Annotated in this window: 25 protein-coding genes; 10 read left to right on the top strand and 15 right to left on the bottom strand. The window is 31.5% G+C overall.

Going from position 1 to position 20,715, the window contains the following annotated elements; translation table 11 throughout:
* The first annotated feature begins 97 nt into the window (after window positions 1–97).
* The 3 genes from tldD to ABXT55_RS06365 are packed head-to-tail and all read left to right on the top strand — an operon-like array spanning window position 98 to window position 3,803.
* A complete protein-coding gene (gene tldD / locus ABXT55_RS06375) occupies window positions 98–1,510 on the top strand; it encodes a metalloprotease TldD (RefSeq protein ID WP_415275584.1) in 1,413 nt (470 codons plus the stop codon).
* Between the two features lie 5 nt (window positions 1,511–1,515).
* On the top strand, window positions 1,516–2,835 hold the full coding sequence (locus ABXT55_RS06370) for a TldD/PmbA family protein (protein WP_415275582.1): 1,320 nt from the start codon (window positions 1,516–1,518) through the stop codon (window positions 2,833–2,835).
* The gene (locus tag ABXT55_RS06365) at window positions 2,832–3,803 is read left to right on the top strand and encodes an NAD(P)/FAD-dependent oxidoreductase (protein ID WP_415284477.1); all 972 of its coding nucleotides are present in this window, start codon (window positions 2,832–2,834) and stop codon (window positions 3,801–3,803) included. The genes ABXT55_RS06370 and ABXT55_RS06365 overlap by 4 nt, the downstream gene beginning before the upstream one ends.
* Window positions 3,804–3,805: 2 nt before the next feature.
* On the opposite strand, the gene ABXT55_RS06360 is transcribed toward ABXT55_RS06365, so the two are convergent.
* Window positions 3,806–4,426, bottom strand: coding sequence for a DUF6134 family protein (locus ABXT55_RS06360; RefSeq protein WP_415284476.1), 621 nt, complete (start codon window positions 4,424–4,426; stop codon window positions 3,806–3,808).
* A 111-nt stretch (window positions 4,427–4,537) separates the two neighbouring features.
* On the opposite strand from ABXT55_RS06360, the gene ABXT55_RS06355 reads away from it, so the two are divergent.
* Window positions 4,538–5,185, top strand: a complete 648-nt coding sequence (locus ABXT55_RS06355; protein ID WP_415284475.1) for a YczE/YyaS/YitT family protein — start codon at window positions 4,538–4,540, stop codon at window positions 5,183–5,185.
* On the opposite strand, the gene typA is transcribed toward ABXT55_RS06355, so the two are convergent.
* Entirely contained in the window at window positions 5,182–7,008 is a 1,827-nt protein-coding gene (gene typA, locus ABXT55_RS06350; RefSeq protein WP_415284474.1) for a translational GTPase TypA, read from the bottom strand. The genes ABXT55_RS06355 and typA overlap by 4 nt on opposite strands.
* 195 nt (window positions 7,009–7,203) lie before the next feature.
* Here typA and ABXT55_RS06345 point away from each other — a divergent pair, with 195 nt between their 5' ends.
* Both ABXT55_RS06345 and ABXT55_RS06340 read left to right on the top strand, forming a co-directional pair.
* Window positions 7,204–9,003 (top strand): DEAD/DEAH box helicase, encoded by a 1,800-nt coding sequence (locus ABXT55_RS06345; RefSeq protein ID WP_415284473.1) that lies wholly within the window; start codon window positions 7,204–7,206, stop codon window positions 9,001–9,003.
* Window positions 9,004–9,423: 420 nt separating this feature from the next.
* Window positions 9,424–10,026 (top strand): hypothetical protein, encoded by a 603-nt coding sequence (locus ABXT55_RS06340; RefSeq protein ID WP_415284472.1) that lies wholly within the window; start codon window positions 9,424–9,426, stop codon window positions 10,024–10,026.
* A 331-nt stretch (window positions 10,027–10,357) separates the two neighbouring features.
* Here ABXT55_RS06340 and ABXT55_RS06335 read toward each other — a convergent pair whose 3' ends face one another.
* The 8 genes from ABXT55_RS06335 to ABXT55_RS06300 all read right to left on the bottom strand — a co-directional run bounded on the left by ABXT55_RS06335 (window position 10,358) and on the right by ABXT55_RS06300 (window position 14,834).
* Complete coding sequence (locus ABXT55_RS06335; protein ID WP_415284471.1) at window positions 10,358–11,587, bottom strand: hypothetical protein; 1,230 nt, start codon at window positions 11,585–11,587, stop codon at window positions 10,358–10,360.
* A gap of 94 nt (window positions 11,588–11,681) precedes the next feature.
* Window positions 11,682–12,092, bottom strand: a complete 411-nt coding sequence (locus ABXT55_RS06330; protein WP_415284470.1) for a hypothetical protein — start codon at window positions 12,090–12,092, stop codon at window positions 11,682–11,684.
* 108 nt (window positions 12,093–12,200) lie between these two features.
* A complete protein-coding gene (locus ABXT55_RS06325) occupies window positions 12,201–12,926 on the bottom strand; it encodes a hypothetical protein (RefSeq protein ID WP_415284469.1) in 726 nt (241 codons plus the stop codon).
* Complete coding sequence (locus tag ABXT55_RS06320; protein WP_415284468.1) at window positions 12,916–13,092, bottom strand: hypothetical protein; 177 nt, start codon at window positions 13,090–13,092, stop codon at window positions 12,916–12,918. The genes ABXT55_RS06325 and ABXT55_RS06320 overlap by 11 nt, the downstream gene beginning before the upstream one ends.
* Window positions 13,093–13,251 (bottom strand): hypothetical protein, encoded by a 159-nt coding sequence (locus ABXT55_RS06315; RefSeq protein ID WP_415284467.1) that lies wholly within the window; start codon window positions 13,249–13,251, stop codon window positions 13,093–13,095. It lies immediately after the preceding gene.
* On the bottom strand, window positions 13,251–13,463 hold the full coding sequence (locus tag ABXT55_RS06310; protein WP_415284466.1) for a hypothetical protein: 213 nt from the start codon (window positions 13,461–13,463) through the stop codon (window positions 13,251–13,253). Before ABXT55_RS06310 ends, ABXT55_RS06315 begins: the two co-directional genes overlap by 1 nt.
* A gap of 46 nt (window positions 13,464–13,509) precedes the next feature.
* Window positions 13,510–13,770 carry a hypothetical protein gene (locus ABXT55_RS06305; protein WP_415284465.1) on the bottom strand — a complete coding sequence of 87 codons (261 nt, stop codon included), beginning with the start codon at window positions 13,768–13,770 and terminating at the stop codon, window positions 13,510–13,512.
* A 407-nt stretch (window positions 13,771–14,177) separates the two neighbouring features.
* Window positions 14,178–14,834: a hypothetical protein gene (locus ABXT55_RS06300; RefSeq protein WP_415284464.1), complete on the bottom strand. Its 657-nt coding sequence runs from the start codon at window positions 14,832–14,834 to the stop codon at window positions 14,178–14,180.
* 136 nt (window positions 14,835–14,970) lie between these two features.
* On the opposite strand from ABXT55_RS06300, the gene ABXT55_RS06295 reads away from it, so the two are divergent.
* The 4 genes from ABXT55_RS06295 (at window position 14,971) to ABXT55_RS06280 (ending at window position 16,753) form a co-directional block, all read left to right on the top strand.
* Window positions 14,971–15,639: a recombinase family protein gene (locus tag ABXT55_RS06295; RefSeq protein WP_415284463.1), complete on the top strand. Its 669-nt coding sequence runs from the start codon at window positions 14,971–14,973 to the stop codon at window positions 15,637–15,639.
* Window positions 15,640–15,861: 222 nt separating this feature from the next.
* The gene (locus ABXT55_RS06290) at window positions 15,862–16,101 is read left to right on the top strand and encodes a hypothetical protein (protein ID WP_415284462.1); all 240 of its coding nucleotides are present in this window, start codon (window positions 15,862–15,864) and stop codon (window positions 16,099–16,101) included.
* Entirely contained in the window at window positions 16,094–16,318 is a 225-nt protein-coding gene (locus tag ABXT55_RS06285; protein WP_415284461.1) for a hypothetical protein, read from the top strand. The genes ABXT55_RS06290 and ABXT55_RS06285 overlap by 8 nt, the downstream gene beginning before the upstream one ends.
* Window positions 16,319–16,327: 9 nt before the next feature.
* A complete protein-coding gene (locus ABXT55_RS06280) occupies window positions 16,328–16,753 on the top strand; it encodes a hypothetical protein (RefSeq protein ID WP_415284460.1) in 426 nt (141 codons plus the stop codon).
* Window positions 16,754–16,855: 102 nt separating this feature from the next.
* On the opposite strand, the gene ABXT55_RS06275 is transcribed toward ABXT55_RS06280, so the two are convergent.
* From ABXT55_RS06275 to groES, 5 genes are all read right to left on the bottom strand, one after another.
* On the bottom strand, window positions 16,856–17,197 hold the full coding sequence (locus ABXT55_RS06275) for a hypothetical protein (protein ID WP_415284459.1): 342 nt from the start codon (window positions 17,195–17,197) through the stop codon (window positions 16,856–16,858).
* A gap of 164 nt (window positions 17,198–17,361) precedes the next feature.
* Window positions 17,362–17,523, bottom strand: a complete 162-nt coding sequence (locus ABXT55_RS06270; RefSeq protein ID WP_415284458.1) for a hypothetical protein — start codon at window positions 17,521–17,523, stop codon at window positions 17,362–17,364.
* Between the two features lie 66 nt (window positions 17,524–17,589).
* Window positions 17,590–17,940, bottom strand: coding sequence for a hypothetical protein (locus tag ABXT55_RS06265; RefSeq protein ID WP_415284457.1), 351 nt, complete (start codon window positions 17,938–17,940; stop codon window positions 17,590–17,592).
* A 712-nt stretch (window positions 17,941–18,652) separates the two neighbouring features.
* Window positions 18,653–20,320, bottom strand: coding sequence for a chaperonin GroEL (gene groL, locus ABXT55_RS06260; protein ID WP_415284456.1), 1,668 nt, complete (start codon window positions 20,318–20,320; stop codon window positions 18,653–18,655).
* Between the two features lie 23 nt (window positions 20,321–20,343).
* A complete protein-coding gene (gene groES / locus ABXT55_RS06255; RefSeq protein WP_415278084.1) occupies window positions 20,344–20,634 on the bottom strand; it encodes a co-chaperone GroES in 291 nt (96 codons plus the stop codon).
* Between the last annotated feature and the right edge of the window lie 81 nt (window positions 20,635–20,715).

Genomic DNA, 20,715 nt, shown 5'->3' with positions numbered 1-20,715 from the left:
TTTTTAATTTATTCCTAAAATTATAGAGAATCCGATAGATTGTATATGTGCGAAATACGACAATTGAAAAAATAATTATAACTATTATTTGTTACCTATGAGTGATTTTTTTACTAAAACAGATCTATCAAGAAAAGATGCGGAAAGTATTATTTCAGAAACATTAAATAATTGTGATGATGGTGAACTTTACTTAGAAAATTCTAAAAGCGAATCTATTATACTTGATGATGATAAAATAAAGAGTTCCAGTTATAGTTCTGATCTAGGATATGGCTTAAGAGCCGTAACTGGCGAAGTAGTAGCTTATTCTCATTCAAATGAAATTTCAAAAAAATCATTAAAACAATCCGCCAATAATCTAAGCTCAACATTAAAATCTCAAAAAGGTATCTACAATCATGAAATTCCACAATCTAATGAAAAATTTTATAAAGATGTTAATCCAATAGAAGAAAAATCACTACAATCTAAATTGGATCTTTTAAAAGAAGTTAACAACTATACGAGAGCCAAAGGTGGAATGGTGCAACAAGTCACTGCAAGTTTTGCAGGTGAACATAAATCTATAGAAATTATAAGATCTGGAGGTGAAGTTTTAACAGATGTTAGACCTTTAATTCGTTTTAATGTTTCAGTCATGCTTGAGAAAGATGGAAAAAAAGAAACAGGAGTTTATGGAATTGGTGGAAGACAATCTTATGATGAATACCTTAAAGATGATAATTGGAAAAAAGTATGTGATGAAGCATTTAGAATTGCCTCAGTAAACCTTGAAAGTAAACCGGCGCCAGCAGGAGAAATGAAAGTTGTTTTAGGATCAGGTTGGCCAGCAATACTTATTCATGAAGCTATAGGACATGGCCTTGAAGGTGACTTTAATAGAAAAAAAACATCTGCTTTTCATAATTTAATGGGTCAAAGAGTTGCCACTGAAGGTGTTACTATTGTTGATGATGGAACTCTGCATAACAGAAGAGGAAGTTTAACAATAGATGATGAGGGGACACCAACTGAAAAAACTGTTTTAATAGAAAATGGCATATTAAAAAATTTTATGCAAGATCGGCTTAATGCTAGATTGATGAATACAAGATCCACAGGTAGTGGAAGACGAGAAAGTTACAAACATGTTGTTCTCCCAAGAATGAGAAATACCATGATGTTAAATGGAAAATATTCTCAAGAAGAGATGATTAAATCGGTTGATAAAGGAATATTTGCAGTTAGTTTTGGTGGTGGGCAAGTGGATATTACTTCTGGAAAATTTGTATTTAATTGTACAGAAGCTTATGAAATTATTAACGGTAAAATTGGATCACCTATTAAGGGAGCAACGTTAATTGGCGATGGTCCTTCAATTTTAAAAGAGGTTTCATTAGTTGGAAATAACATGATGCTCGACCCAGGCATTGGAACTTGTGGAAAAGCTGGGCAAGGTGTTCCAGTAGGCGTGGCACAGCCATCTATCTTAATTGACAAAATGACTGTTGGCGGAACTCAATTATAAATCATATGGTTAAAGATCAAGATTATTTAACAAAAACAGCTTCTTTTTGTATAGATTTAGCAAAAAAACTTGGAGCAACAGATTCAAGTGCAGCTGTTATGCACTCAATCTCAGAAACAGTAAACTTTAGAAATAAAAAATTAGACGAATCTGATAGATCGGATAGCCTAGGTGTTAGTCTTACAACTTATATTAACAAAAAAAAATCAAGTATCTCTTCTTCAAATCTTACAGAAGAAAATATCAAGACGTTGGTAGAAAGATGTATTGAGACAACAAAAATTACTCCAGAAGATGAGCATAATTCATTACCAGATAAAGACTTATTGGCTAATAAAATTAATGATCTAAATTTATATGATGATGACCATATAGAGAATGATGAAAAAATTGAATATTTAAAAGAAGTAGAAGAGGCTGTATTTAAAAAAAAAGAAATCATTAATACGGAAACTGGTTTCTCCGAGTCAAAATCAAATTTTATATTAGCAAGCAGTGATGGCTTTTTAAACGGTTATAAGTCTTCTTCCTTTTCAGCATCATGCGTTGCTGTAGCAAAAGATTCTAATAATAAAATGGAGAGAGATTATGAATTTACCAGCACTTGTCATCTTAATGATATGTTGAAGCCAAGCCAAATTGGAACAATAGCTGCAAAGAAAACATTACAAAAATTAAATCCAAGAAAAATAGAAAGTGAAAAAATTAGTATTGTTTTTGATAGAAGAATTTCGAAAGGAATATTGAGTGCTTTTGCAAGTGCAATATCTGCTTCATCTATTGCAAGAGGTACATCCTTTTTAAAAGATAAAATTAATGAAGAAATTTTTACGTCTTCAATAAATATTTTTGATAAACCCAATATAGTCAAAGGATTAGGATCAAGATATTTTGATTCTGAAGGAGTGAAAACTGATGAATTAAAATTAGTAGATCAAGGTGTTTTAAAGCATTATTTAGTAGATACTTATAACGGGAAAAAATTAAATCTTAAGTCAAATGGTAGAAGTGGTGGAACAAGTAATTTATATTTTGAAAAAGGTTCTATCTCATATAAAAATCTTTTAAAACTAAACTCAAGAACTCTTTATATTACAGAAACAATTGGACATGGAAGTAATCTAGTTACAGGAGATTATTCAGTTGGTGCTAATGGGTTTATGGTTGAGGATGGAATATTTAAATATCCCGTTAGTGAAATCACAATAGCTGGAAATTTTAAAGATATATTTAAGAACATAACACTGGCAGACGATCTTGAGTTTAAATACTCAACGAATGCACCAACAATGTTGATAGAAGGTATGGTTGTTGCTGGGAAATGAAGGATTTCTGTATAATTGGGTCTGGTATTTCAGGCTCAACAATTGCTAAAGCACTTAGTAAAAAATTTTCACTAGATGTTTATGACAAGGCCAGAGGAATTGGAGGAAGATCATCTAATAAAAAGCTTAACAAGAATGAAAGCTTTGATCATGGTGTTCAATATATTTCACCAAAAAGTGATGAATTTAAAAAATTTATAAAAAGTTTAATTTCAGAAAAAATTGTTAAAAAATGGCCAGGAAAACATTTATTTTTAAATACTGATAAGAAAGAAGACAAAAAACATATTAAGATAATTGGAAAAAAGGGTAACAACGCAATCAGCAAATATCTATTAAAAGATATCAACTGCAATTTTAATAGTGAGGTTATTAAAATCTTTAATAAAAATAAAGTGTGGGAAATATATTTTTCTGATGGATCAAAAAAATTATATAAATCATTGATACTAACCTGTCCATTTCCTCAATTAAAAAAACTTTCAAAAAAATATATTAAACATTCATTTATTAATCAAAAAATAAAAATGGATGCAAATATAACAGTCATGATGACCACAAAAAAAAGCAAACCTAATATTAGTAGTTATTTTTTTAATGATAAAATTTTAGGTTGGGCTGGAAATGAAAATAGTAAAATGCGCTTTAAAAGTAAAAATGATCTTTGGACCTTGCAGAGCACTTACTTATGGGCAAATAAAAAAATTGATAAAAATCAAGAAAATAAAAAATTGAACACTAAGATTATGATTGAGCAGTTTTTTAAACTTACAGGCATCAAAAAAACTAAAGTTTTATTTTCATTAAATCATGGCTGGAAATATTCATCTAACTCAAAACCTTTGAGTGTTAAAAGCTATTGGAATTCTTCTTTAAAATTTGGAGTTTGTGCGGATTGGTTTGTTGGACCCAGGCTAGAGTCGGGATGGATAAGTGCTCAAGATCTTTTTAATAAAATAAATAAATAGCTTTATTCAAACTTTTTAACCTTATATTCCCAATTTCCTAGTCTAGAATAAGTAACTTTTAAAATTAATGAATTTTTTTTATTAAACCATATATCAAAATTAAGTCTTTTATCTTTTGGTAAAGACATGTCTTTTGAGGTTAATTTAAAATGATCTACCTCATAAGTTTTACCATAAAGTTCAATTTCTTCTTTACCAATAAACGTTACTACCTGTTCTTTGACACTACCTGATACTGGGCTAATTTGACTATCAGTTTGTAAAATTTTGTGGCTCCACCAGTTTCCAATTACGTTTTTTGTTGATGCCACACCACTATAGGAAGAACCCTGAATATCAAATTTATCTGTTTGTTCATTAAATTCTAAATCTACATATTTTTCTTTATCATTTTGAAGTGTTTTAGAATTAAAAGAAATCAATTTATCTTTAATATATTTTTCCTCTCCGTACCCTTCAATTTCAAAAATTGTTGCTCCAAATAACTTTACTGTAAACTTAATTTGATTTGTGACTGTTGTCTTATCTCCATCCTTTTTAAAAAAATAGTAATTATAGCCAATAACTTCACCATCTTTTAAAATCTCCATTTCAATTTTATTAAATTTATTATAATGCGCCATGTGGGCATTAGAGCTAAGTGAATACGTTAAAAAAAAAATTAGTATAAAAAATTTTTTCATAAAGTGTTAACAATAATAGACTTTAATTTTAAAAGAAGTAATTTATTAAAAATGTTCTTGAAAATCAAAAATATTCCCAAAGTTTATTGGAGTTCTGAAAAACCATTAAATCTTAAACCAAAAATTTCAACTTTCTTCTTTTTGTGTCTTGGATTAACTTTATTTGGTTTAGGTGAGGGATTATTAATTGTCTCTTTTGCTGGAGCCTCACCTTGGTCTGTTCTTGCACAAGGTATTGCATTGAATGTTGATTTTTCTACTGGAATAATAACTATATTTATAAGCATTGCTGTTTTACTGTTGTGGTTACCTTTAAAACAAATACCTGGAATTGGAACAATCTTAAATGCAATAATTATTGGTTTGATGATTGATGTCTGCATAAAATTTGTGCCAACACCTGAAAATTATATTTATCAAATACTTTTGGCCATTATAGCGGTACTCACAGTAGGGCTTGGTGGTGGTATTTATCTAGTGGCTAATTTAGGAGCTGGACCAAGAGATGGACTAATGGTTGGTTTGCAAAAAAAAACAAATTTACCGATTGCTATCGTTAGAGCTTTTCTTGAAATTACAGTGATGTCTATCGGTTGGTATTTGGGTGGTACAGTAGGAGTTGGAACTTTATTATTTGCTTTTGGAATTGGACCAGCTGTTGCTCTTAGTTTATTTATTGTTGGAAAGTTTTTTAATTAAAGAGGTGTTGACGATTTTTCGTTCTTTTTTCTATCATTAGGATTAAGAATTGCTTTTCTTAATCTAAGAGATTTAGGGGTAATTTCTAACGCCTCATCAGTGTTTAACATACTTAGCTGTTCTGCAATTGACATTTGTCTTACTGGAGTTAGTACAACGTTTTCGTCAGTTCCTTGAGTTCTCATGTTGGTTAACTGCTTACCCTTCATAACGTTAATAATCATATCACCAGCTTTTGGGGCTAATCCAACAATCATTCCTTCATAAACAGGATCATTATGAGTTACAAACATCTCACCTCTCGCCTGTAAGTTAAATATTGCAAATGCAACAGCTTTTCCGTTTGCCATTGAAATTAAAGCACCATTTTTTCTACCATCCATCTCACCTTCAAATTTTCCATAACCATGGAAGATTCTGTTAATTACACCAGTACCTTTTGTTAAAGTTAAAAATCTACTTGTGTAACCCATCAAGCCTCTAGTTGGCGCGTGAAAGATTAATCTTTTTTTATCTTTTCCTGTATCTTTAAGATCGAGTAATTTACCTTTTCTTCTATTCATTGAATCAATAATTTTTGATGAGAACTCTTCATCTACATCAACAGTAATTTCTTCAATCGGCTCCATTCTATTTCCACCCTCATCTTTTTGGTATAAAACCTTTGGAGGACTTACTGTCATTTCAAAACCTTCACGTCTCATTTGTGTCAGTAAGATTTCAAGCATTAACTCACCACGACCACTAATTACAAAAGCATCTACGTTTGCATTTTGAGAAAAAGAAATTCCAACATTGTTTTGCGCTTCAGTGACCAATCTATCTCTGATTTGAGTGCTTGTTAATTTTTTACCTTCTGTTCCAGCTAAAGGTGAGCTATTTACACTTATAGTAATAGACATAGTTGGAGGATCTATTGGAGTTGCTGGAAGTGGATCGTTTACTTCAAGATCACAAATTGTATCTGCTACGTTAGCTTTTTCTAAACCTGCAATTACAACAATGTCTCCTGCTTCACCAACTTCAATGGGTACTTTCTTTGTTCCTTCGTATCTAAAAATTTTAGTTAATCTACCTTCATCAACTTTCTCACCTTTAAGATTTATTGCCTTAATAGGTTGATTAGCTTTTGCTGTTCCTTGAGATATCTTTCCAACTAAACTTCTGCCCAAGAAACTATCTGCATATAATAAAGTAGATAGCATTGCGAAAGGTTTAGTTTTATCAAGGTCTGCTGGCTTAACATGTTCTAGAATTAAATCTAATAATGGGTGTAGATTTTCTCTTGGGCCATCCACTTCTTTGTCTGCCCATCCAGATCTACCACTTGCGTACATAACTGGAAAGTCTAATTGTTCCTCGTTTGCATCTAAACTTACAAATAAGTCAAATGTTTCATCTAAAACTTCATTAGCTCTTTGATCGGCTTTATCTAGTTTGTTAATTACAACAATCGGCTTTAACCCTTGCTTAAGAGCTTTTGCTAGTACAAATTTTGTTTGTGGCATTACACCTTCCGCAGAATCAATTAATAATAAAGCACCATCGGCCATACTTAAAACACGCTCTACTTCAGCTGCAAAATCTCTGTGACCTGGTGTATCAATAATATTAACTCTCGTATTTTGCCAATCAATAGAAGCAGGTTTAGCTAGAATAGTAATTCCTCTTTCTTTTTCCAACTCACCAGAGTCCATCAATCTTTCATCCACCACTTCATTTTCTCTAAATGAACCACTTTGCTTCATTAGATTATCAATCATGGTTGTCTTACCATGGTCAACGTGAGCTATAATTGTGATGTTTCGAATATTGTTACTCATAATTTGACGCTCTTATACATTAATTGAGTCATTTGAAAACTTAAAAAAACCCATTATTTTCTTATTAAAGCTATTTTAATAAAAAATTAGCTTCTTGTGATTATTAAAAAAACGTATAAATATCCCTGTATAAATTAGACATATTAAAGGATTAAGAGCATATCTCCTTAAATTTTAAAAAATCTAAATACCTAAATGGAAAACTTTAAATTACTAAAAATAGAAGATTCGCTAAAGAATTCATTGGAAAAAATGAAGTTTACGAAACCAACACCAATTCAGGCTATGGCAATACCTGTTGCTTTAGAGGGAAAAGACATTTTAGGAACAGCACAAACAGGAACAGGAAAGACTTTAGCTTTTAGTGTTCCTCTAATTAATAAATTAATATTAGATAAAAATGCATTTGCATTAGTTATGTGTCCAACTAGAGAACTTGCAACTCAAGTAATGGCTGCAATAAAGAGTATTATTAGCGATAAAATTAATATTAAAACTGCCTTGCTTATTGGTGGAGAGGCAATGCAAAAACAACTTAGACAACTAGGTAATAGATCAAGAATAATTGTTGGAACCCCCGGAAGAATTAACGATCACTTAAAAAGAAAAAGTTTAAATTTATCAGCTACTAAATATTTAGTATTAGATGAAACTGATAGAATGCTGGATATGGGTTTTACCCCTCAAATAGAATTAATTTTAAAATTCGTTCCAAAAGATCATCAAACCTTATTATTTTCAGCAACATTACCTCAGAATATTGTTAGAATTTCTGAAAGATATCTAAATAAACCTCAAAGAATTTCAACAGGATCAACATCAGTTCCTATTGCAAAGATTAAACAAGAAACCCTTCAGGTTTTTAAAGAAAATAAATACGATCAACTAGTAGACCAATTTATAGCAAGAAAAGGATCAATATTAGTTTTTGTTAAAACTAAAAGAGGTGCTGATAAAATGGTTAAGCGTCTTAAAGAAGAGGGCCATTCAGCCGATGCTATTCACGGAGATCTTCGTCAAAGTAAAAGAGATCGCGTAATTACTTCATTCAGAAAAGGTCTTAAGAGAATATTAATTGCAACAGATGTTGCTGCAAGAGGTTTGGATATTCCTTTAATTCAGCATGTAATAAATTATGATCTTCCACAAGTGCCAGAAGACTATGTTCATAGAATTGGAAGAACTGCCAGAGCAGGAACAGAAGGTTCTGCTTTAACTTTTCTTACACCAGATGATAGGTCGATGTGGAACGAAATTAGTAAATTAATTGATCCAAATTTTAAACCTGCGCCACGTGGAGCAAGAGGAGATTCAAGAGGTGGTAAAAGAGGAAAAGCACCATACAATAAAAAAAGAAAATTCAGAGATGAAAAAAAATCTAGTTATGGAAGATCTAGCTCATCATCAAGAGATGGAGAGAAAAGCTTTGGCTATAAATCAAAATCATCTAGCTCATCATCAAGAGATGGAGAGAAAAAAAGTTTTGGTTATAAAGGAAAATCTAGTTTTGGAGATAAATCAAAACCATCTAGTTATGGAAGATCTAGCTCATCATCAAGAGATGGAGAGAAAAAAAGTTTTGGTTATAAAGGAAAATCTAGTTTTGGAGATAAATCAAAACCATCTAGTTATGGAAGATCTAGCTCATCATCAAGAGATGGAGAGAAAAAAAGTTTTGGTTATAAAGGAAAATCTAGTTTTGGAGATAAATCAAAACCATCTAGTTATGGAAGATCTAGCTCATCATCAAGAGATGGAGAGAAAAAAAGTTTTGGTTATAAAGGAAAATCTAGTTTTACTAAAAAAGATGACTCGAAACCAACAGGCTTCACAAATAATCCTAAATATTTTGGAAAAAAAACATCTGAAAGCTCATCAACGAGTGGAGAAAAAAAAAGCTCTAGTTTTGATGGAAAGAAGAAGTTTAAAAGTAGAAGTGACAGACCCAAAAGCTTTACCTTCAAAAAACACAGTCAAAAAAGAGCTAAAGTCTAAGACTTTTTAGATTTCTCTTTTTTATTTTTTCTTTTTTCTTTTAGGCTTAATTTTGGCTTTTTAGCAGTGCTTGAATCTTTAAATGATTTTCCGCTGTATCTTTTTGACATATCTTAACCTTATAACAGCTTAACAAAAAAAAAGGCCACCTAAAAAGATGGCCTTTGAATTCTTTTTAAAAAAGAGTGGGATTACATTCTCATTCACTTATTGTTTTACTAGCTTAATTAATGGTTTTTCGTGCCGTTTCGTGTTTTTAGAATATCAACCGAAGATTAGCCGAATATTATCAATCTCAAATATGAGATTTAGGTAAATAGGTAATTATTTAACCACTTTGAAATTGTTCATTACTCTAAAAGTCATTTTCAAAAAGAACTTAAAAGATGACTTCATTTTAGAGTTGGGTTAGGGTCAGACATGAAAAATTTTTTGGGAATTTTAGTTCTGACCTTTTTCTTTTTTCCGATTTCTTTGAACTCTGAAATCAATGAAAAAAAGGCGGAAAAAACTAAATTATGGACAAAATGTAAACCAGAAAAAGGTGTAGATGTTCAATTTAAAAATAATGATAATAATTTATCTACTGAGGAACTTGATAACCTACTTACTGGTAACACACTAGTATCAGTTGATAGATGGGGAACTTTTGCCATTTATTATCCTTCGAATAAAGATACCGTTGGATGGATGCCAAAAGAACATCTTAAAGGAAAACAAGATTGGACAAAAGGTACTGTTACATTTGAAAATAATAAGTATTGTAGGCAGTGGGCAGAATGGGCTTCAGGAAAAAAGATTAATTGTTGGATTGCTTACGAAGGCGAGGAGAGAATTGATATGAGGTCTTTTTATTATGTTTGTAAAAATGGTGTTCCAGATGGAGACGCCTCCATAGTCTTTCCTGGTAATCTTTTTAATATTAAATATACAGGTAGCGGAAACACTACTGGTAAACTTACACAAGATAATGAAAAAGTAAAAATAATCTGGGAAAAATATTTTTCAAATTATGTCAAGTAAATCAAAAAAGTGTCAATTATAAAAAAACCCCGAAACATTCATACCGAGGATTTTAACTCAAACAAATCAACATCTATTTTACTACTTTGAAATTGTTTGGTAGCCAAAGTGGTCTCAAATAATAGACTCATTTGATGATTTTTTCTTCGTGCTTTTTTCGTGCTTTCTTCGTGCTCTAATAAAATGTTGGGACAAAAAAAAAGCCCAGTAAAAACTGGGCTTTTTATAATTTTTAGTAAAGTGAATGGGTTTACATTCGCATTCTAGGAATAAAAGGGTAGGTAATTCAATACCTATTTGGGTGGGAACATTGCAAAGACATTGCTGAGGACTACTTCTTTGTCTTCTTCACAGAAGCAGAGGACATTGCAAGTCTAGGAAACAATCTTTTGTTCTCTTGGATCATCATTGTTTCTTCGTTATCTAAATAACTGTTTTTTACAACTTTAACAGATGTGTTGGCACTTCTTGCAATTATTTCTAGTGGTGCACCATCATTATGTCTATTGGAAATAAATGTATGTCTAATACTATACAAAGGTCTGTTGCCACCATTCTTATGATACAGACCCAACTCACTCGAAACTCTTATGAATATTTTACTAATTCGAGAATACAAACTTCTTCTATTTTTAATATTAGGAAATAATAGATAATCTTCTGATGTGTTCTTGGGGTTTCTTTTTACAATCTCTGGAAATATATTTTTAGTAAAATATGGGTGGCAAGTTAGTTTATGTTTTGGACTAGTCTTGGTGTTAAACAATGTAAATTGTAATATTGGTTCGTTTAGATTTTCTTTGTCAGTAAGATATTGATACTGCCAATTCTTAATCATAAGTGGTTGAATTCCTGGTCTAAATCCAGCACTTCTAATCAAATTAATATAATCTTTAACTTCAAGATATTCTTTATCTTCTTTCTGTTTAGATAATTCATCAAGTCGTCTGTTAATTAAATTTAATTCTTCATTGAAATAAGATTCTCTTGGGGTGTTAATAACAGATAGTGATGGCATATCTGGTAATGATTGTATTACTCCTAAATTCTGTGCTCTTTTGAACATCATATTTAAGACACTCATATATTTTGAAATTGTATTGTCAGTTTTGTTATCTAATCTTAAATTATTAGTCATATCTGAAATTGCCTGACTTAATAATTCGTGATCTCTATAATCAAACCCAATAAAGAAGTTTCTCATATAATTGTTAAATCTTTTCTTCTCTCTAATACCTTGATTGCTGTTATCGATCTTACCTTTCATGTGATATTTTTGTATTCGGTGTTTGAAGAAGGGCATTGCAATATCTTTATCGAAATCAATCTTTAATTGTTGATGCTGTTGATTTGCAATTACAAGATCGTAAGTTTTTATTGCCTCTTTTAATGCAACTTTAACATTTGGCGTCTTTAATGATTGTTCTTTATTACCAGACTTACTATTCAATCTTCCTATATAGAAAGAACAGTAGTAATTCTGACTATTACTCTTTTTATATATCTTTAATGATTTCTTACTCGGTATTAATTTAATCGTTTCTTTTATTATTCTTGGCATGTTTTTTATTCTCTCTTATATACTTCTTCTGTGTTATCCCACAGCCTATTAGACTAGGGGAAACTCTTTGTTTACTAATTAATTGAAATAATCTCTACATAATTATATTCGTCATAAATGTGAAGAAATGAGTTTGTGTTCTCATCTCAATTAATCCTGCTTTTGTACTCTTATTGAGTTCGTAAATATCGCAGTTGTAGTCAGCAATTGGGGGAACAATCACTGGCATAATAATATTCTCTCTAGCATTGGAATTTAACTTTACATATGATCTTGGTGCATAATGCATGAAGTGTTCTTTTGATTTTGAGTCAGAAGGAATTGTACTGCTATGAGTTTGATCTTGAACGGTCACGCCATCTGCCCATGTATATGGTACCCAACTTAAATTACATAACACAACGATTATGTTTTTATCTTTATCTGTTTTGATTAGCATATCTTGGCAACTAGTTAATGGTGAACTGCTGTTCATTATTTTTGAATATTGTTTTAATTGTTTCATTACCTCTCCACTTAATTTGAAGGTGGCAATAAACTTTGATGTTTTAAAAATATTATAATTCATGATTTTGTTTTGAGGTGGCAAGTTCGCCACCTCATTATGATTTACTTAGGCAGCATTAAACAGTTTAGCATTAGCAATTATTTGCTGTGCTTGTTCAACTGCTCTTTTTTGACCATGTGCTTTTGATATGAAAGAAGAAATCTTATCTCTAACAGTATCTACCTTGTCATCATTGATTGTGATTTCAGGAATACTATCTAAAGCAGATTTTACTTTTTTGACTAACTTGTCAAAATCAAATGTACCTTTGTCAACGAACTTTGTTCTATCAACTTCAACTGTAAGCATTGAAAGTAATTTGTTTTCAAACTCTTTCGCTTCTGCTTTACCTACATCAGCGATCTCTTTGATCTTACTAATCGGCATATCAGCATCAATTTGCTTTGCTACTTTGTTGAACTTTTCATCGGTCAAAGTTGTAAGAAAGTATTGAGATGTCCATTTAAAAGGCAACTTACCTTTAGTAAACAAACTAAATAATCTTAAATCTTTTCCAATGTTTAAGTATTTTGATTGTGTACTACCTGAAAAACTTAACTGTTCAACTAATCTTGAAAAGTCATTATTCTTTAGGTTAACTTTTGCATCAAACAAATCTCTAGCGATTAAGTAATGTGCTTTGACACCAATATATAAATTACTTTTAATCTGTGAAAAGTATTTCTCTACTGATTTCTTTTTAGAAGGATCTTTCTCGTTATGACCTACTTCTAAGGTTTGAAGATTATTAACTAGTGGGTTAAATATCTCCATAGTGGTTTTATTTTCCATATTTCTCCTTTGGTTTATGGGTTGGTTTATTTGTTTCTTTGGGAACAAATGGGGTTAAAAAGTCTTGAACAATGGTCTTCATTGTTGTGCAGACTTCACAATAAGAGGTTAAGTTAAGTGTAGTAAATGTATCACCACACTTTTTGCATTTTATAGTTCTGCTCATTTAATTAACTGTTTGTAAGGTTAAATGACGAAGATATTCTCTAACTTCTGTAACATCTTTGTATGCTTGATATTCTTCGTCATGATTGTTCCACCATTGAATATCCATTTCATAGTGGTCAATTATTCTTTTCAATATATTGTAAACTCTATCGTTCATTAGGCACTCAATCTTTCTAATGCTTGTTTCAATTCTCTACTTTGACAATTCAAACTTTGAATAAGATTAGTTTTACAATCTCTATCTTCGTGTTTATCTGTATGACCTAATTCAATATCTGAATCTATTTCATCAATTGCTAGATCAACATATTTCTTTGCTTGTTTGATAAAGGAATAACTTACTGCTTTATCTATTTTTGATTTCTTCATATTTTCTTCTTTCGTTTATTGGTTAATAATTTCTAAATGGAAATAACTATGCTGCTCTTTTGATTTCGTGCATTGTAGATGTGTAATCTTGAATGTTATTTTCATTAGTATAACTAGCAGTGTTCATCAAATATCTGTTCATTCTCATTTGTTGAGTGAAGTCTGAACTTCTGTATGGTTTATGATAAACTCTAACTCTTTCTTGAATAGGGTTTCTCTTACTGAATTTCATTTCAGCAATCATTGATGATCTTCTTTGTTTTTCACTTTGTCTTAATGGTGAAAAGTTTTCGTTATATGCTCTCATGTTTTTTCTTCTTTCTTTTTATTGTTAATATGGGTCTATTATATCGGAGATCGATATGTTTTTCGTTTACCACTCGACTAGTAGTCTTGGGGTTAACAATGTTAGTCTTTCTCTTTAATGTTTCCATACTACTAATATAATCATTGTTAGTGTTTTTTTCGTTTGCCACTACTCTAGTAGTCTTGGGGGAAACATTTGAAGTTAAGTCAGCAATACACTCAACAATGAAAGATATATTATGAACAAATGTATTCTGACTTAACATGCCCCTATCATACCAGAAAAAAGACCTCTGCGAGTTTACCCCTTGCCTATTAGAGCCATGGGAAACAATAAGTTAAGTAAATACTGAAAATATTCTATCTCATCAATCGGATAGAATGATTATTTCCAAATGGAAAGTTTAATTAGTGGTCTGAATAGTCACCAGGAAAGATACCTTTACATACATTGTTAAGTATCTTTGATGCCTTATTAATGTTTCGTGACATCAATATTTGTTTACTTCTATCTATTTTCTTTGCATGGGCAGTAGATAGATTTCTTTGTAATGATCGTGCATTTGATCTTTTCTTAACTTTTACCTGCCTTTTATCTTGTTTATCGTTCACTAAATCCCATATTTCGTGAAGTGTATAGTTCTTGGGGTTTTGTTTAAATTGCCATGCCCAATGAAACCAATCAAGAGGTGCAGATTGCAATGGTCTTTTAATATGGAGTTTAAATCGTTGATTTGCTTGTTGTTTTGCTACTAAACCCTTAACTGCCTTACCTATTTCTTTTTGTATTCTTTGAACATTAAAATTAATAGGAATTTCTACTGCAACAGTATTAGGTGTTCTTTGACCTTTGAATAATTTGATTTCTTGTTGTTGTTCATTCATAAACAAATGCTCATGTGTTTTAATCCATTGATTAAATGTTTTTGTCTTCACTTGGTTTAAGTGCCAATCTTTATAATAATTTTGATTTACCTTTTTAGATAATGTTTTGTCCCCCAAACATGATTGAAGATACTGATACCAAATTCTGTAAGGTTGCAATTCTTTAAAACTTAATTCCATACCCTCAATATACACATTTTTGATGTTTACACGAGAGAATAGTAGTGCCAAGAGTAAAAGCAAATGCTTGTGTTTTCGCCATTATTTGTCAGCATGTTCTAATCGTTAATGACAATGAATAACAAAGGAGAAAACAATGACGGTATATTTTTATGGCAGATGTAGTGCAGATGAAAACTTTGATAAGGGCAGCAGTATCAAAACTCAAATTGAGAAATCAAAGGCATATGCAGTAATACATAATCTAACAATCGATAAAGAAATAACTGAAAGTATTTCTGGTACTATTAAATTCTATAATAGACCAATGGGATTAGAATTGATGAATGATCTTAAAAAAGGAGATCATATTATTTGTTCTGCATTGGATAGATTTTCAAGAAATACTTTAGACCTACTTCAAACAATCGAAAAGTTTAAGAGATTGAAAGTCAATCTACACTTTGCTGAATTTGGTAATGTCACCTCAAGTGATGCAATGGGTTCGGTATTTGTAAAATTACTATCTGTGTTCGCTGAATTTTATTCGAAACAATGTAGTGAGAAACAAATTGCTACTAAACAAAGATTGATTAAAGAAAATCGTTTCACTGGTGGTAAGAAGAAGTTTGGTTATGATTTAGATCAGAATAATTACTATGTACCTTGTGAGAAAGAACAGCAGATCATAAGAGAAATGCAGTTGATGAGAAAGAGAGGCAAGTCTTATCAAAAAGTTGCTGAAGAAATAACAGTATCAACTCGTAAGAAGTTTCCTGTGTCTTGGGTGCATAAAATCTTAATGAGAGAGGGGGTATCGGCATAATGGATTATCTTTGTTCAGAATGTTCAGTTCAATTATCTAAATTTGAAATTGAATTGAACGAACTCTACCCAATAGGCAGATTGTATTGTGAATACTGTCAAAATAAACATGAGAGAGTAATCATTAAGAAGATTGCAGAGAGTGAGGCAGACATGCATAATGATTACACTCGTGATCTCTTGGGTGATGTTTCCCATAGCCTATTAGATAAGGGGGATAACAATGAGAGTAATTAAATCAATTATCTTCATATTCCTATTATCCTTTACTACTCACGCTTTTTCAAAGTCGAATGAGTATTACAAGGCAACACTAGTTCATGTTTTGACAGAATGTAATTCAGATTGTCAAAAATTAGTGTTCAGACAAGAAGTGGATAAAGCATTCTTTGAATTAATGAATGCTGTTTTAAATCAAATCAGATTTGAAATATCTATGAGAGAAAAGGAGAGTTATGATTAGAGTAATCTTAATTATCTTTCTATTAACAACATCTGTTTCTTCCGAAGAGAATTGCAAGTATTCGGCAACAGGTGAAGTCATCAATCAAAAAATAGTAAATCTAAAAGAATCATATGTTTGTAAGGAAGAAGATTCTTTCTTCGTGCAGTTCTGGACTACTGATGAGTGGTCTAAAACTGCGACTATGACTTTTTTATTTTTACTAGAAAATCTATAAGGAGTGAAAATGAGAATAATAATAATATTACTGTTTGGGTTGTTATTACAAAATTGTAGTGGCAATAACAAAAAGGTAATCAAATCGCCAGATGATCTTCAATCATTTGTTAATGTGTTTTGTGAGAAACATAAATCTACTGACAAAGTGATTAGAGTATGTACTCAATCAATCAGTAAAGATTTGAATATTGCAGAAAATAAAGCATTGATGAATGCCAAGTTAAAACTTGCAGATATCGTATCTCATAGTCTGGTGTCTAAGGAGATCATCACACACAAGGAAGGGAAGGGTATTGTGAAGACTTATGACCTAGAAGCAACATCTACTTTAGATGAAGTTTCCATTTCGAATTATCGAGTAGTGCATAAGAAGATCCTTAAAGAAAATGGGAAATGGCGAGTATTGATACTTGCTGAATTGAAGATCGTATAAACTAAAAAACCCAATAGGAAACTTGGGAGAATACCTATTGGGTTATCGTGTCAGTTTGAATCATATTTATCTTAATTATTTATAATGTAGGGAGAGGTCGTATTACTTCGATAGTTGAATGTATGTGTAAAAAGCATTCATCTTTTCTTCAAACATATTAAAATCTTGTTCGTTTAAATCGCCAATCATATCGATCATCTTTTCTTTTTGAATATGTTTTCTTTTATTCAATGACATTAATTTTGAAGTATCTTTTGCTAATTGAGATTGAAAGATATTCTTATTTGCCCCAAATAGAGCAGTGCCAGAATTTGTTGTTCGTACAGTAGATTCTCTTAATGATTGTTCGAACTGTTCTTTAGATATTGCCTTTTCTTGAAGTCTTATTCTATCATGGTGCATTTTAACTTGTAGTGGTGTCATTCTTGATGTGTCTATGTTCATAATTCTTCCTTTATTGTTATCCTATGGCTCTAATAGAGTAGGGGAAACATACTATTGTGATTTTTCTAACTCTTTGAGATATTTTATTAATTCTTTCCATTTAATCTCGTTTGATGGAGTTCTTTCTAGCAACTGATAAAGTGCCTTAGTCTTTTCTTTTATCATTATGATTTATCCCTTATGAATCTAGCAAGTACATTATCTATTACTCTGCTCATTTTATAACCATGCTTGTCACATATTCTTTTTAATAATGACCAATGATTAGCAGTGACATTGATACTTCTAATTATTCTATCGTTTGGTTTCATTTCATCTAATCTCATTTTTTCTTCCTTCTACTTTTGTTAATCGGTTTCTTCTTCTTATTTTTATTTATTGACTTACTCTTTTTAGATCGGGACATAGTTATTCTCTTTTCTTCCATAACTAGTACACCTTGATTCATCATCAACATTATAGTCTTGGTACAGTTTAAATTTAGCACCTCTAGTCTTTGTTCTTTTGCCTAATTGTTTCCATAAGTCTTCAATCATTAAAACTATATTAATTAAATCATGACTTTGTTTAGGTGGTATCTTTAAGAATATATTACTATGGGTGTTCCCTTCTACTCTCTCATGGTAGCAGTGAAATCCTATTCGTCTTTCAGGATACTTTTGATAATAACGAAATAGTTTCTGATTCAGTTGAGCATTGATAAGAGATAACATCTTGGTCAATCTATCGTATGTTATATCCATATATGTATTAGCAACCAATTGGACATTGGTCTTGATATTAGTATCCTCTATTAGTGCATTAGTTATTTCTACTTTAGACATACGACCCCGAATCTCATTTTCATGAGTTGATAAACTGCTAATGGAATTTTAATTGCCGTTGACATGTTAAAATTATTACCGATAGCAAACTGATTAGGTTGACAACAGCACCATACATAAAAAGGCATATGATGATGTTTATTAGTTTTTACTTATTATTATTTATAAGAGTTGAGTCTTTTATTTCAAAAATAGTTAAATTAAATGGTGGGTCGCATATGCACTCTAGCATATGGTTTATTCTAGTCGTTTTCTCGTTCTGAACACATAGAATTTCAATCACAACGCAACTTTGCGATACATTCACTACAAATGACGCAAATCTTCTAGGAATCGTTTTATATGCGAAAAAATATCTCGCAGATTTTCCATTAGGAAAGTACCAGATATGTTTCCCCTAATCTTATATGGCTGTGGGATAACAATAGTAGTTATTAATGACCAAACAGATCCCTTATACTACTGATTTATATTATTTTGTGAGATTGGGGGTGCGTTCTGACATGGGAATTCACAGAAGCAAAAGACATTGATGAAACATTGCAAAGACATTGCAAAGGGCAGATACAAAAAAACCCCAGAAGTGTTTTAAACTCTGGGGTTTTTGAATTTGTTAAGAGTGTTTTGGTACTTACATACCCATTCCACCCATGCCGCCCATGCCGCCCATTCCACCAGGCATTCCACCAGGCATTCCACCAGCACCACCAGCATCTTTGTCATCTGGTTTGTCAGCAATCATGGCTTCAGTAGTTACAAGTAATCCAGCAATTGAAGCTGCATCTTGTAAAGCTGTTCTTACAACTTTAACAGGATCGATGATACCTTTTGCAAACATATCAACGTACTCTTCATTCTGAGCATCGTAACCTTGGTTCTTTTTATTTTGTTCCAGCAGTTTTCCAACTACAACTGAACCATCAACTCCAGCATTTAAAGTTATTTGTCTAATAGGAGCTTGTAAAGCTTTAGCCACTAACGTAACACCAGCTTTTTGATCATCCCCTTTAACTTTAAGTGAAGTTAGGCTTTGTGAAGCATATAAAAGAGCACAACCACCACCAACCACTATTCCTTCTTCAGCAGCAGCTCTAGTTGCGTTAAGAGCATCTTCAACTCTATCTTTTCTTTCTTTAACTTCTACTTCAGTTGCACCACCAACTTTGATTACAGCAACTCCACCAGCAAGTTTTGCCAGTCTTTCTTGAAGTTTTTCTCTGTCATAATCAGAAGTTGTTTCACCTACTTGTTGTTTGATTTGAGTACATCTAGCTTCAATTTCAGATTTTTTACCGCCACCACTAATAATTGTACTATTATCTTTATCAACTTTAACTCTCTTACAAGATCCAAGATCTGTAAGTTTAACATTTTCAAGTTTAACTCCAATATCTTCAGAAATAACCTGACCACCAGTTAAAATTGCAATATCATCTAGCATTGATTTTCTTCTATCACCAAAACCAGGTGCTTTAACCGCAACAACTTTTAAACCACCTCTAAGTTTATTTACAACAAGAGTTGCAAGAGCTTCGCCCTCAACATCTTCAGAAATAATCATTAGTGGTCTACCAGCTTGTACAACAGCTTCTAAAAGTGGAACCATTGGTTGCAAGTTAGTTAATTTCTTCTCATGTAATAAAATGAAAGGGTTTTCTAACTCTGTAGTCATTTTATCAGCGTTAGTGATAAAGTATGGTGATAAATAACCTCTATCAAATTGCATACCTTCAACAACGTCTAACTCAGTTTCTACTCCCTTAGCTTCTTCAACAGTAATAACACCTTCATTGCCAACTTTTTGCATAGCTTTTGCAATCATGTTGCCAATTTCTTTATCACCATTAGCTGAAATAGTTCCTACTTGAGCAATCTCATCAGTATCTTTTACTTTTTTTGCTGAAGCAATTAAGCTTGTTTTAACATGATCTACTGCCGCATCTATTCCCCTTTTAACATCCATAGGGTTCATGCCAGCTGTTACATATTTTACACCTTCTTTAACAATTGCTTGTGCTAAAATAGTTGCTGTAGTTGTTCCATCACCAGCTTCTTCATTTGTTTTGCTAGCAACTTCCTTAACCATTTGAGCACCCATGTTTTCAAATTTATCTTCAAGATCAATTTCCTTAGCAACAGTAACACCATCTTTAGTAATTCTTGGTGCACCATAAGATTTGTCGATAACAACATTTCTACCTTTTGGTCCAAGAGTAACTTTTACTGTGTTAGCAAGGATATCAACACCTCTTATCATTGCCGCTCTTGCTTCAGAGTCGAATTTTACAATTTTTGCCATTTTACTTTCTCCTTTAAATTAAATTATTTGCTCGAAATACCCATAATGTCAGACTCTTTCATTATGCTGTATTCTTTGCTGTCTATTTTGATTTCAGTTCCTGACCATTTGCCAAAAAGAACTTTATCTCCAACTTTCACATCCATTGGAATTAGTTTTCCATCTTCAGTTTTTGCACCACCACCAACAGCAATAACTTTACCTTCTTGAGGTTTTTCTTGAGCTGTATCAGGGATAATTATTCCTCCAGCAGTTTTTTCACTACTGTTTAAAACTTCTATTAAAACTCTATCGTGTAACGGTTTAAATTTCATAAATTCTCCTTTTATTATGCGACTCATATAGCTATTAGACTAACTATTTCAAGAGATGTTAAAAAAAATATGTGGGGTAAA

It is taken from the genome of Candidatus Pelagibacter sp. Uisw_130, assembly GCF_047722505.1.
Taxonomy (GTDB): domain Bacteria; phylum Pseudomonadota; class Alphaproteobacteria; order Pelagibacterales; family Pelagibacteraceae; genus Pelagibacter.
Note: the sequence above shows the minus strand (reverse complement) of the source record. Positions and strands in the feature narration are given on the sequence as shown.